Annotated in this window: 10 protein-coding genes; 6 read left to right on the forward strand and 4 right to left on the reverse strand. The window is 31.6% G+C overall.

What is annotated here, in order from left to right; genetic code table 11:
• Positions 1 to 2 precede the first annotated feature (2 nt).
• Genes ACQ65T_RS04045 through gldD form a run of 3 tightly spaced genes read left to right on the forward strand, consistent with a single transcriptional unit; the run spans position 3 to position 2,332 of the window.
• Positions 3 to 455: a single-stranded DNA-binding protein gene (locus tag ACQ65T_RS04045; RefSeq protein ID WP_430399819.1), complete on the forward strand. Its 453-nt coding sequence runs from the start codon at positions 3 to 5 to the stop codon at positions 453 to 455.
• A 22-nt stretch (positions 456 to 477) separates the two neighbouring features.
• A complete protein-coding gene (gene gldE / locus ACQ65T_RS04050) occupies positions 478 to 1,767 on the forward strand; it encodes a gliding motility-associated protein GldE (RefSeq protein WP_430399820.1) in 1,290 nt (429 codons plus the stop codon).
• 1 nt (position 1,768) lies between these two features.
• Entirely contained in the window at positions 1,769 to 2,332 is a 564-nt protein-coding gene (gldD, locus tag ACQ65T_RS04055; protein WP_430399821.1) for a gliding motility lipoprotein GldD, read from the forward strand.
• A gap of 38 nt (positions 2,333 to 2,370) precedes the next feature.
• On the opposite strand, the gene ACQ65T_RS04060 is transcribed toward gldD, so the two are convergent.
• A complete protein-coding gene (locus ACQ65T_RS04060) occupies positions 2,371 to 2,760 on the reverse strand; it encodes a heavy-metal-associated domain-containing protein (RefSeq protein ID WP_430399822.1) in 390 nt (129 codons plus the stop codon).
• A 111-nt stretch (positions 2,761 to 2,871) separates the two neighbouring features.
• Between ACQ65T_RS04060 and ACQ65T_RS04065 the strand changes: the two genes are divergently transcribed.
• Positions 2,872 to 3,741 (forward strand): DMT family transporter, encoded by an 870-nt coding sequence (locus ACQ65T_RS04065; RefSeq protein WP_430399823.1) that lies wholly within the window; start codon positions 2,872 to 2,874, stop codon positions 3,739 to 3,741.
• Positions 3,742 to 3,788: 47 nt separating this feature from the next.
• Here the strand turns inward: ACQ65T_RS04065 and ACQ65T_RS04070 are convergent, their stop codons facing one another.
• Both ACQ65T_RS04070 and ACQ65T_RS04075 read right to left on the reverse strand, forming a co-directional pair.
• Positions 3,789 to 5,840, reverse strand: coding sequence for an insulinase family protein (locus ACQ65T_RS04070; RefSeq protein WP_430399824.1), 2,052 nt, complete (start codon positions 5,838 to 5,840; stop codon positions 3,789 to 3,791).
• Between the two features lie 10 nt (positions 5,841 to 5,850).
• Complete coding sequence (locus tag ACQ65T_RS04075) at positions 5,851 to 7,176, reverse strand: M16 family metallopeptidase (RefSeq protein WP_430399825.1); 1,326 nt, start codon at positions 7,174 to 7,176, stop codon at positions 5,851 to 5,853.
• Between the two features lie 175 nt (positions 7,177 to 7,351).
• Between ACQ65T_RS04075 and rplU the strand changes: the two genes are divergently transcribed.
• Complete coding sequence (rplU, locus tag ACQ65T_RS04080; RefSeq protein ID WP_430399826.1) at positions 7,352 to 7,999, forward strand: 50S ribosomal protein L21; 648 nt, start codon at positions 7,352 to 7,354, stop codon at positions 7,997 to 7,999.
• A gap of 29 nt (positions 8,000 to 8,028) precedes the next feature.
• On the forward strand, positions 8,029 to 8,289 hold the full coding sequence (gene rpmA, locus ACQ65T_RS04085; RefSeq protein ID WP_264560139.1) for a 50S ribosomal protein L27: 261 nt from the start codon (positions 8,029 to 8,031) through the stop codon (positions 8,287 to 8,289).
• 140 nt (positions 8,290 to 8,429) lie between these two features.
• Here the strand turns inward: rpmA and ACQ65T_RS04090 are convergent, their stop codons facing one another.
• Positions 8,430 to 13,079, reverse strand: coding sequence for a S8 family serine peptidase (locus ACQ65T_RS04090; protein WP_430399827.1), 4,650 nt, complete (start codon positions 13,077 to 13,079; stop codon positions 8,430 to 8,432).
• Between the last annotated feature and the right edge of the window lie 80 nt (positions 13,080 to 13,159).

The following is a 13,159-nucleotide window of genomic DNA, read 5'->3' on the forward strand; positions in this document are numbered from 1 at the left end:
CCATGAACGGAACATTAAATAAAGTCCTGTTAATAGGACATTTAGGAGACGAAGTAAAAATGCATTATTTTGATGGCGGAAACTGTATAGGTAGATTTCCATTAGCTACAAATGAAGTTTATATTAATAAGTCTACAGGGGAAAAAATAACTTCAACTGAATGGCATAATATAGTGGTTAGGAATAAGGCCGCCGAAATTTGTGAAAAATATTTATCTAAAGGCGATAAAATATATATCGAAGGACGTATCAAATCCCGTCAATGGCAAGCTGAAGATGGAACTACAAAGTATACAAATGAGATTCAAGTAATGGAGTTTACTTTTTTAAACACCAAAAAAGAAACAGAGTCTTCTGGTAAGCAAAATTTCAATTCTAGTAACAACGAGTCAGGAAAAATGACTAATTTTGACGACAATAAAGAAAAAGGAGAAAATGACGATTTGCCTTTTTAATGTTTAATTAATACCTTTTGAATTGGACACAGATCCTTCCAGTTTGCTTTCGACTATTGATGTTGAATTTACATTCAGTATAATTACTGTTTTGTTTCTACTTATTTGTTCTGCTTTTATTTCAGGTTCTGAAGTAGCTTTATTTTCTTTGTCTCAAACTGATTTAGATGAACTAGCTGATAAAGATTTCAATAAAAGCCAGAGTATTGATAAATTATTAAAAGCTCCAAAAAAATTATTAGCAACAATATTAGTTACCAATAATTTTATAAACATTGCTGTTGTAATTTTGTTTTCTTCGTTAAGTGAAAAGTTGTTTCATTCAGTCCCCGAAGGTATATTTAGATTTGTTCTAGAAGTTGTTGTAGTTACTTTTTTGATATTGTTATTTGGAGAGGTGTTGCCTAAAATTTATGCAAGTAGAAACAATCTGCATTTCTCTAAAATGGTTTCGACACCTTTATATGTTTTGGATAAATTTTTATCTCCTGTAACTATACCAATGCGAAATATTACGGTTTATATTGAAAAGAAATTCAGTGTTAAATCTAATTTTTCAATAAATCAACTATCACAAGCTTTAGAACTTACAAATCAATCTGAAACATCAAAAGAAGAACAAAAAATATTAGAGGGAATTGTGACTTTTGGGAATACAGAAGTTAGGCAAATCATGTCTCCAAGAATAGATCTTTTTACCTTAGACATTGAAGAAGAATTCGAAGATGTTATGGTTAAAATAGTTGAGAAAGGATATTCTAGAATCCCTGTATATAAAGACAATATTGATCAAATAGAAGGCGTATTGTTTATTAAAGACTTAATCCCTCATATTGACTCGAAAGATTTTAATTGGCAAAGTCTAATTAGAGACCCTTTTTTTGTTCCAGAGAATAAAAAATTAGACAATTTATTAAAGGATTTTCAAGGAATGAAAAACCATCTTGCTATTGTTGTAGATGAGTATGGAGGAACTTGCGGACTTGTTTCTTTGGAAGACATTTTGGAAGAGATTGTTGGTGATATTAGTGATGAATTTGATGACGAGAATATAATTTATTCGAAGATAGATGATAAAAACTTTCTTTTTGAAGGAAAAATTAGCCTGAAAGATTTTTATAGAATTGTAGATGTTGTTGAAGAAGATTTTGAGCAATCAAAAGGTGAGGCCGAAACTCTAGCGGGTTTTATTCTTGAAATCTCGAGAAGTTTTCCAAAGAAAAATCAAAAGATTATATTTAAGAATTGCACTTTTACAATTGAGAATTTAGACCTAAAGAGAATAAAACAAATTAAAGTTACGTTAGCATAAAATGAAATTTAATTATTTACATAGATTATTATTAGTTGCTTTTTCACTGCTTATTTGTTCTTGTGGAGATGAGTCTGTTCCTAAGCCTAATTGTCAGCTTAGTTTGGAATACTCAGACCCGACTTACGATAAATTAGCTTCAAAATGTAATTTCGAATTTGAAGTAAATACTCTTTCAAAAGTTTCTTTAAAAGAAGATTGTGCATTAGAGGTTAACTATCCAAAAATGAAAGCGACTCTTTATTTAACGTATAAACCTGTAAATAACAATATAGATAAGTTATTGCGTGATGCTCAAAAACTAACTTATGAGCATGTTATTAAAGCAGATGATATTTTGGAGCAACCTTTTATAAATATTGATGATAAAGTATATGGTATGTTTTATGAAGTAGGAGGAAATGCAGCTACGAACATACAGTTTTATGTTACAGATAGCACTAAAAATTTTATTACTGGTAGTTTGTATTTTTATGCAAAGCCAAATTTTGATTCAATACTTCCTGCTGCAGATTATATAAAAGCAGATGTTAGACAGATAATTGAAACCATGAAATGGAAATAAAAAATCCTGCTAAATGCAGGATTTTTTATTTTTAGAAATTAAATAGCTTCTTTCTTTTTAACTTCAGTAGCTTTATAAGTATCTCCACCAGCAACAGCTTCAATAGTTTTAATTAATGAAATTTTATCTTGTTTCGTTTTGTCAAAAGAAACAATAGCTGTTTTGTTCTCAAAATCTACTTTTGCTTCTTGAACACCATCTAAATTGGCTAATTTATTTTCAATCGTATTTGCGCATCCCATTTGACAAGTCATTCCTTCAATAGCAAAACTCTCTGTTTCAAGGTTTTCAGCTGCAATTGTTTTAGGAACTGTATCTGCTGTAGTCTCAACGGGAATAACTTCTTTACTTTCGGTCGTTTCATTCTTGCAGCTTAAAAATGCCACAGATGTAAAAACAACTAGCATAAAATTCTTTACATTTTCCATTATATTATTTTATTTAAATTGAGTACTATTTTAAGTTATAGTACAAAATTACTAAAAATTGAGGGGTTATTTAAAAATAAAGTCTGAATTTTGAACTCATAAATAATCAAAATGGAAAGTAAAAACACAAAATGGTATTTGTTATTTTTTCTAGGAACGGTGTGGGGAAGTTCTTTTTTGCTAATGAAATTAGGATTAAGAGGAGTGAACTCTATTCAAATGGGAAGTTTAAGAATTTTATTTGCTGCCGCTTTTTTAATTATAATTGGATTTAAGCATTTGCCTAAAATACCGTTACATAAGTGGAAGTATATTGCAACTACTTCTTTATTCGGAACTTTTTTGCCGGTTTATTTATTTGCAATTGCATTATCTAAAATAGATAGTTCTGTAAGCTCTATTTTAAATTCATTAACTCCTTTAATGACACTAATTATAGGAATGTTGTTTTTTAAAATTGACACTCAGAGAAGGCAGATATTTGGAGTTTTAATTGGTTTTATGGGCTCTGCTTTATTGGTTTTATTCGGCAATGGAGAGAATACAACTGAAAATTATTATTATGCTTTTTTAATTCTTTTGGCTTCTTTGTTTTATGGTATTAATGCTAATTTGATTAAAAAAAACCTATCAGATTTAAAACCTTTGACCATAAGCACAGGAAACTTTACAATTATGGTAATTCCTGCTTTGATTGTTTTGTTTTTTTCAGGTTTTTTTGAAATTGCAGATCAAACAACTGTTCAAAATTCATTAATTTACATTGTTATTTTAGGAGTTGTAGGAACAGGTCTTTCAAATATTTTATTTTTTAAATTAATCCAGATTTCTTCACCTGTTTTTGCTTCATCGGTTACTTATATAATTCCCGTAGTTGCAATTCTTTTAGGTTATTTTGTAATGAATGAAATGCTTAATATTATTCAAGGAATTGGGGCATTAATAGTTTTAATTGGGGTTTATTTTTCGAGTAGAAAATAAAAAAACGCCCAATTTCTTGAGCGCTTTTAAATATTTATTACTTTTTCTTATTTGAAATCAGCATCTGTAACTCCTTCGTTAATTTTAACTTCTGAAGTGATTAATTCGATTTCAATTCCTACATTCATTTTTGTAATGTAAGGGAATTTAATTCCTTTTACATCTTTATAATCTTCATAGTAAGTTATTTGAGTCATTTTCTGACCTGCCTGCTCTAATTCTTTAGATTCAGCAACTTTTAATCCGTTCTCTACATCATAAAAATAAGTAGTTTTGCCGCTTTTAATTGCATAGGCATCTTTACCGTTCATAGTTTCAATTCCAATCAAAGAAGCTTCTTTGTTTGTAAGTAATTTCAATTCTTTAAAAGTCCCTGTTGCGTCTTGCATTTCTTTTAAATCATCACCAGTAAATTCCTTTCTTTGTCCTTGTTGAACCATGTAAGCTTCTTTTTCATTAACCACTTGTTTCATCATAGTCATTCCCATAGCTTTCATTTCTACAGATAACTTATTTGGAGATGATTTAAGTGTCATTTCTAGAGGTGTACCTTGCACTTCTCCATTTGAAAACACAGCAATTGTTTTAACGCTTTTTAATGCTTTTTCTCCACCAATAGCATCTATGTGCTTGTTGATAATAGATTGAACAGTTACTCCAGCTGGAATTTCTTTTTTAACTTCTGGTTTTTGAGTTGAATTACCAAATTTGTCAAAATAGAAAATAGGAAGTTTTCTGTCTTTACTTAATTTTTCTAAACCAGGAAGTACATCCGCTGCTTTACCAACAATAACTACTCTAGTATTACTGTCTAAAAAGTATTTTTTTGCAGCATTTTGAATGTCTTGAGCAGTAACAGCATTAATATTTTTAATGTAGTTTTCATAAAAATCTGCAGGTAATCCTTGTGTTTCTTTATTTAATGCATAACGAGCAACCGTTTCTGGCTTTTCAATTTGCATAACAAAGTTTCCAATGTATTTAGATTTAGCATTTTGTAAATCTTCAGCAGAAACTAATTCTGTTCTAATTCTTTTTAATTCGTTGAAAATTTCAACAACTGCACTGTCTGTTACTGTATTTCTTACTGACGCACTTGATCTAAATTTTCCAATGTATTTTCCTGAAGATAATGAAGAATATGATCCGTAAGTCCAACCGTGTTTTTCACGTAAGTTTAAAAATAATCTTCCTTCACCACCACCACCAAGAATTTGATTTGCTAAAATTGCAGCAAAATAATCTTTGTCAGTCATTTTTAATTTTGAAAGATTTACTAAAGAAACTTCAGATTGAACTGCGTTTGAAGCGTCAATAAAGTTGATTCTACTGTATTGAACATCTAAAGGGTCTGAGTAGCTTAATTGAGGCGCAGTGGCTTTTCTCCAATCTCCAAACAAGTCCTCAACTTCTTTCTTAATTGTTTTGAAGTTTACATCTCCAACAATTACTAAATATGCGTTTCCAGGAACATAATAAGTATTGTAATTTAACTTAACATCTGCTAAGCTAACATTTTTAAGAGTTTCTTCAGAAGTGTATTCCCCATTATAATGATCTTTACCAAAAGTTAAAATGTTTTCAACTCTACTAGCAATAGCAGTTACACTTTTTTCATTTGATTTAATTCCTTCAATGATTTGTGCTTTTGCTTTGTCGAATTCTTCTTGGCTAAATGTAGGGTTGATAACTCCGTCAGACATTAATTCTAATATTCTTTTTGAATATCTTGACAAACCTGATGCATAAGCTCCGTTTGATGAATAACTAATTCTTGCTCCAAGGAAGTCTACTTCTTCATTAAAGTCGTTTTTTGAAATTTTTTCAGTTCCACTACCTAATAAAGAACTTAATAAGTCAGAAACACCTTTTTTTGCTCCTTCTGCATATGGAGGATTATCAAGTGTTAAACTATAAGTTACTCTAGGTAATTTCGAATTTTCAACAACTAAAACTTTAAGTCCGTTTTTCAACGTAAAGCTTTGTGGTTGTTTAATGTTAACCGTTGGAGAAGGTCCAGATTTAGGTTGCTTTCTATCTTGTGCTTGCATTGTTATTGTTAAAAATAAACAGGCTGCTATATAAACTATTTTTTTCATAATAAATCTCTTAGTTTTTCGCTTTTTCTGCAGTTGGTACATAATCTAAAATCATTCTTTGGTTTGATTTTAAATATTTGTTTGCTACTTCTTTAATTTCTTCTCTTGTAATTGAACGATAAATTTCAATTTCAGTGTTAATTAAATTAATATCTCCGTAAAGTAAGTAGTATGTTGCTAAATTGTCAGCAATACCTTCAACACTAGCGTTGTTATTTACGTATTGACTTTCAAACTTATTCTGTAATTTTAAATAATCTTTTTCAGAAATCAATTCTGTTTGCATTTTTAAAATTTCCTCATCAATTTCTTTCAACATATCAGCAGTTGTATTTGTTCCCATTGGTAAACCATAAATGAAATACAAACTATGATCTTCTTGGCTGTAATTGAATGCTCCAATTTGAAGAGCCATTTTCTTCTCATCAACCATTTTTTTATAAAGTTTTGAGCTTTTTCCGTCAGACAGGTATGAAGAAATCATGTCTAAAACTCTTGCATCTCTAGTTTTCATTGAAGGAGTTCTGTAAGAAGCTACTAACATTGGAATTTGAATGTTTGGGTCTTCCCATGAAGCTTTAAATTCTTTAGTAATAGGCTCTTCTTCGGCTTTTGTTCTAGTTACAGGAGTTCCTTTTGGAATTGAACTAAAATATTTCTTAATCCACTCTTTAGCTTGTGCTTTGTCAAACTGACCTGCAACTACTAAAACAGCGTTATTAGGAATGTAGAATTTCTTGTTAAAAGCTGTAAATTCTTCTAAAGTAGCTGCGTCTAAATGTTCCATTTCCCCAATAGTTGTCCATCTATAAGGGTGGTTTTTAAACATATTTTGTTTAACAGCTTTAATTAAATTCCCATATGGCTGATTGTCTACACGTAGTCTTTTTTCTTCTTTTACTACTTCATTTTGAGTATCAACCCCAATTTGATTAATTACAGGGTGCATTAATCTTTCTGATTCCATCCATAAAGCAAGCTCTAAGTTGTTTGATGGAAATATTTCGTAATAATACGTTCTGTCATCTGTAGTGTTTGCATTGTTTTGACCGCCATTAGCAGTTACAAGTTTGAACCACTCACCACGTTCAATGTTCTTTGTTCCTTCAAATAATAAGTGTTCAAAAAAGTGTGCAAAACCAGTTCTGTTAGGTTGTTCGTCTTTTGCACCTACATGGTACATTACAGATGTAATAACAACAGGCGCTGAATTATCTTGATGTAAAACAACATGAAGTCCATTGTCTAAATCAAATTCTTCAAATTCTACTTTTTGTGCATTAGCAGAAGCGCTAATAAATAGAGCTGTACTTAAAGCCATTAAAGATTTTTTCATAAATTAATTATTGTTTAGTATTCTTCTATAGATAAATAAGACGTAAATTTAAGATATTGTTACATAATTATGCTGATTTTTTAAGTTTAAAAATATTTTATAAAGATATAATTGTATGATATAATTATTGTTGTATATTTGCAAACTTGAAAAATTAACTAAATACACATTTGTTATGTATGCAATCGTAGAGATAGCAGGGCAACAATTTAAAGTAAGCAAAGACCTTAAGGTTTATGTGCACCGTTTAGCTGAACAAGAAGGAGACAAAGTTTCTTTCGACAAAGTTCTTATGTTAGACGACAATGGCACTGTAACTATAGGCGCCCCAGCTATAGATGGAGCTTCAGTTGAAGCAAAAATCTTAAAACACCTTAAAGGAGACAAAGTAATTGTTTTCAAAAAGAAAAGAAGAAAAGGTTACAAAGTTAAAAATGGTCACAGACAATCTTTAACTCAAATTGTAATTGAAGGAATTCAATCTTCAGGAGCAACAAAAAAAGCTGCACCTAAGAAAGAAGCTGCTCCTAAAGTAGAGGCTGCGCCAAAGGCAAAAGCGTCTAAAAAAGGTGATGATTTAAAAAAGATTGAAGGAATTGGACCAAAAGCTGCTGAGGCTTTAGTTGCTGCAGGAGTAGATACTTTTGCTAAATTAGCTTCAACTAGTGTTGATTCAATCAAAGAAATTTTTGATGCATCAACTTCAAAATTATCTCATTTAGACCCAACAACTTGGGCTCAACAAGCAACTTTAGCTGCTGAAGGAAAATGGGATGATTTACAAAAATTACAAGACGAGTTAAACGGTGGTAAAGCTGTTTAATTAATTATTAACTTAAAAACTTAAACATCATGGCTCACAAAAAAGGTGTCGGTAGTTCGAAGAATGGTAGAGAATCAGAATCGAAACGTTTAGGCGTAAAGATTTATGGTGGTCAAGCAGCTATTGCTGGTAATATCATTGTAAGACAAAGAGGTTCTAAGCATAATCCAGGTGAAAATGTTTACATGGGTAAGGATCATACTTTGCATGCAAAAGTTGATGGAATTGTTCAATTCCAAAAGAAAAAAGATAATAAATCTTTTGTTTCTATTACTCCGTTTGAGGCGTAATATTGACTTATGTATATAAAAAAAGCCTCTCAATTTATTGTGAGGCTTTTTTATTTAAATCTTTTTTACTATTTCAGAAATGTTACTACATAAAAAAACTCTTAAGTTTCTTAAGAGTTTTTTTATTTTAATTAATTAGTTTATAAAATTACTTTTTTAGTAATTACCTCGCCAGTTATAAGTTTTACTTTTATAAACAAGGCTTGATTATTAGCATTTATTGAAGTGATAGATAATTCTTTCTCTCCTATATTCTCATTTATAAATATCGTTCTACCTAATACGTCAAATATACTTACAGACAATATATTTTCTTTTGATGAACTTATTTCAATTTGATTATTTTGAGTATAAACTAAAACATCATCGCTATTTACAACATCATTACTTGATAGAACACCAGACTTATAAACCAATTCAAATCTATCGTCAAAAGTTCCTTCTTGAGTTGAAAACTGATATTCCGATTGTTTAATATCGTGTATTATGTTTGTGTATTTATCTTTTATGTAAACATCCTGAGTTGTAAATAAACCATCAATTGTTTCTAAAGATATTTTATACAATCCTGTAGTTACAATATTAAGACCTAAAGGAACAATATCTTCATCTGTAAAAGGCAAAGACTTACCTTGAATTACATATTTCTCATTATTAATAATACTGTATATTGATGAAGAATTGCTTTCTAAAGATGGCCCATCGAAATTATTTTCTGCGGCATTAGTTGCTCCTTCAACATATCCTACTAAAATTTGATTGTATGCATTGGAATTGTCGTTTAGGTTTAACCATACTCTATGTTTTTCTGGCTCCACAATAGTTGTTTCTGCATTTCTGTAAAATTGAGTACTTACAGAAGCATCTACTCTTTGAGCATTGTTAAAAATGGCGTTTGTTGAACCCGCTGTTGTTTTTCTCAAGTAAAAACCTTGACCTGTTTGAATTGTTCCATTTGGTACTTTACCGCTTGCAAAAGCTGCAACACCTCCTGTGCCAGAAGTATAGGCTGCAAAGTTATTTTGAGAATAAACTCCTCCACTAGCCGCTGTAGTATTTGTCCAAAAATATAATGTTCCAATACTTGGGTTTGCAGCTAAAAATGAGTTTGCATTTATTGGAGATGCATAAGGATTTCCAAGTAAGTTAAAACCTTGACCAATATTTTGATTTTGAACTCCATTAAATGGAACTCCATTAAATTGACCGTTAAACACCGTAGCTCCGGTATAAGTATTGTCTGCTCTAATCATATATCCTTTACCTGGCAAGAAATTTGTAGTTGCAGTTACAGATTGATATGCTGTAGGTGTATCTGTACCCGTAAATAAATATTCATAAAAACGAGTTGAAACAGTATTAGGAGAGAATGCTTGTAATTGTTGTCCTGAAACAGGAGAAGACCAAGCAGTATAATCTAAACGATTCATTGCAGTTGCATTTCTTTTAACAATAATATTCCCAGAATTTACTGCTGAGTCGTCAATTTGGCGTAATGCACCATTGTTTTCTATTGTTAAAGACCCTGTTCCATTAACTGAAACAGCTCCGTTAACAATGAACGTATTTCCAGAATTAATAGTAACATTTACTCCAGTATTGACTGTTACAGAGCAAGCTTCAATATCTGTTGTTGTGCTATAATTGTCTGCAAAAGTTATCGCTTTAACTTTATTTGGAGCACCATTTGACCAAAAACCACCGCTCCAAGTAGTTGAAATGTCTCCGCATTCAACAATATTAATATTAACTACTTGATTTGCTAACCATCCATTTGTTGAATTTTTAACATCAACTTTAAAAGTAGTTGAAGTAGCTGTTAATTCAGTATTAATATAGTTTATTACACCTGTATTAATTTCGTCCTGAGTAAACGTACTTCCAACATTCAATATGGTGGTATTTCTTCTAATATTACCAATAGTTGGTGTTGTTACAATAGTGTAAGTTTGTTGAGCAGCTGTTTGAGAAGCTGTTGAAGCGTTTACTTCAGTATTTCCAATATTGTGTGATGAATTGTTTAAAACCGTGATGCCATTATTTATTAAAGATGGAAGGTTTCCAATAGCGCTTAAGCTGCATAAATTTAAAGTCCAACTATCAATAATTCCATCATCTCCTGCATACGGGTCGTTAACATACAATAACCAATTTCCATTAGAAGTTAAGTTTTGAAAATTACTTAATGATTCAAATGGTTTCACATTTCCAGTTAATGCAGGCACAGCAGCTGTACAAACTGGAGCAACTCCAGAATCGATAAATTTTGCATTAATATTATCGTTGTCTCCACAGGCTTCTTGAGCTAAAATAATATAATCACCAGATGGAGCCTCTAAATACATAGTTAAATCCTGTATATAAGTATGGTTTAGCAATAAATCCATATTAGTGTCCCCAATTGTAAATGAATCGGGAACATTTATTGTAGAAATACTCCATCCATTACCCATTCCAATACCTGAATTATCAGCCGTATTGGTAATTGTTACATTTGTACCGTTAGTATAACTATAGCTACAATTAATTGCTCCAGTTTGGAATGATTTTGTTAGCGAACTGTTTCCTGTTGCACATCTGTTTGAAGGAATCACTCTCCAATAGTATACTGTTTCAGCATTCAAGCCCGTTGCTTGATATGTAGTTAACGTTGTTGTTGTATTGATTACTGTTGTAGAAAATGTTGGGTCAGTTGAAACTTGTAGATTATAGTTTTCTGCATTTACATTTCCAGACCAAGTAAATGTTGGAGAAGTAGAAACAGTTAAACTTCCATCTGAAGGTAAAAGAGTTGATTGAGGATAACTTGTAAAGTTGTCGTGAAACACAGTCAAAGTTGCTTTTCTGGTTTCTATTTCACTCCCGTTATTTCCTATAATGTCTATTTCATAAGTACCTGCACTTACTGCTGATAAATTATTAACTGTTACTGTAAAATTTCCACTTGCGCTCATTGAAGTTGGAGATATTACAATATTTGCGCCTGCAGGTATATTTTGTGCTGATAAATTTACATTTGGACCTCCAATTTTAGTCAAAGAGAAGTCATAGACAACGCTACCAGAACTAGAACAAACGGTTTTAGTGTCAGCAATTGATTTAAAAGTAAAATTAGAAGTTATCCCAGTTACAATTAAAGCAAATTTTTGTGGTCCATCAGCTAAGGTTCCTTTGTGAGTTACTGTAATGGTATAAACAGCTCCTGCAGTTGGGGCATCAATGTTAATTCTTTCAACATTGTCAACATTATTGTCGCCAGACCTTGTTGCATTTGCTGTTGCGCTGCTTTGCAGTCTCCAAGGATAAAATGTACTAGCTCCTTGAGTAATTCTAATGTCTAAATCATTGGTTAAGTCAGGAGTCGATTCATTTAATGTTCCGCTATTTATTTTTGAAGCATCTGGAACATCAGTCCATGTTATTGAACCAAGAAGCGGAGTAGCGCCACCTGTAGCTACTACTTGCATTGTAAAAGTTTGCCCTTGATTTAGAGTTTCTTCAGAAATCCATGAAGACAAACCATTATTAGTTATAGTTTCAGCGGAAGTTTTTGCGTCTAAATAACCCCAACCGTATTGAGCATCTGGGCCTGGTCTTCCTCTATCCGTTGCTGTATGACAAGCTAAACCTTTTAAAGTTGCAGCTTTCATAAATTTACCATTAGTATTATTATAGTGTTGTTGTATAAGCGTTAAAGTTCCTGTAACATTTGGAGCAGCCATTGATGTACCGCTCAAAGTTGAATAAGAAGTGTTTCCGCCTCCCGTGCCACTTCCACTTCCCGTTGAGTATAAGGTAGTTCCATTTCCTGTGATATCAGGTTTTATCCTTCTATCATCAGAAGGTCCTTGACTTGAAGACCCATTTATTGTTCCAAAAGCAGTAATTGCACCTGTTGTAGCATTAACTGTTGCGTCAGTTCCATTCGCGACTGTTAATATGTTTTTTGCGTTTTTGTTACCATTTAATTTATCATAACCTGCTGTAGTCGGTTGAGGGTTATTAGTTCCTCCATCATTTCCGGCTGACATTACAGGTAAATAGAAAGGAAAAGAATATGATATTACATCCCAATTATAGGCTTCGGTTGAATATGCTCCCATAAACCAGTTTCCAGGAGCATTTGCAATTGGTATTCCATACGAATGATTAGATAAAAGCATTCCGTTCATTGCTTCGGTTATTGCTTCAGATTCATCATCATTCCAATCAAAAGTTCTTGCAGTAGCTTGATATGCCATTCCTCTTGCATTGGGCTGTACTCCTGCTGCAATAACGGTTCCGGTAACATGTATAGCATGAAAACTATTTGTATTTGTTACGGTTTGTCCGTCTCCAAAGGTAGTTCTGCCGTTATATTCTTGATGTGTTGCGTTAATAGGTCCTCCATCCCAAATACGCGGAACCATTCCGGTTCCCGTTAGATTCAACCCTAAACCTCCACCAGAGCGAAGAAAGTTTACACGAGTTGATGTTGCAGCATTCACATTATCAAGTGCGTAATACACTGGTTCTCCAGAAGGTAATAGGTACATTAACTCTTCAAAAGTACCGTCTTCATTTTGCTTAAAAACAGGTAAATTGTTAGATTTAGCAAACTCTATTGCTTTTAGCTTGTCTAATTGCTCTCTTTTTTTGACTTTCTCATAAAGAAGTTGTCCTTTTTTTAAGTCATATTCCGATGTAATTTTTGCAACATCTTCTTTAGTTTGACTGTAGTTTATGCTGTAACTTAATAATAAAAATAAAGTTAAAGCAATTGTTTTAAAGTTAAAGTAGGTTTTTTTCATAAAAAGGGGTTAATGATTGATAAAAATATAAAATTTATTTTTAAAAACGAATAAATATTTTATAATAAAGAACATTTATA

The organism is Flavobacterium sp. (assembly GCF_965284515.1).
Taxonomy (GTDB): domain Bacteria; phylum Bacteroidota; class Bacteroidia; order Flavobacteriales; family Flavobacteriaceae; genus Flavobacterium.

Bases quoted from the DNA above. Each gene is read 5' to 3' on its own strand.
- ACQ65T_RS04045 (WP_430399819.1), top strand. From the start codon at position 3: ATGAACGGAACATTAAATAAAGTCCTGTTAATAGGACATTTAGGAGAC.
- gldD (WP_430399821.1), top strand. From the start codon at position 1,769: ATGAAATTTAATTATTTACATAGATTATTATTAGTTGCTTTTTCACTG.
- ACQ65T_RS04060 (WP_430399822.1), bottom strand. From the start codon at position 2,760: ATGGAAAATGTAAAGAATTTTATGCTAGTTGTTTTTACATCTGTGGCA.
- ACQ65T_RS04065 (WP_430399823.1), top strand. From the start codon at position 2,872: ATGGAAAGTAAAAACACAAAATGGTATTTGTTATTTTTTCTAGGAACG.
- ACQ65T_RS04070 (WP_430399824.1), bottom strand. From the start codon at position 5,840: ATGAAAAAAATAGTTTATATAGCAGCCTGTTTATTTTTAACAATAACA.
- ACQ65T_RS04075 (WP_430399825.1), bottom strand. From the start codon at position 7,176: ATGAAAAAATCTTTAATGGCTTTAAGTACAGCTCTATTTATTAGCGCT.
- rplU (WP_430399826.1), top strand. From the start codon at position 7,352: ATGTATGCAATCGTAGAGATAGCAGGGCAACAATTTAAAGTAAGCAAA.
- rpmA (WP_264560139.1), top strand. From the start codon at position 8,029: ATGGCTCACAAAAAAGGTGTCGGTAGTTCGAAGAATGGTAGAGAATCA.
- ACQ65T_RS04090 (WP_430399827.1), bottom strand. From the start codon at position 13,079: ATGAAAAAAACCTACTTTAACTTTAAAACAATTGCTTTAACTTTATTT.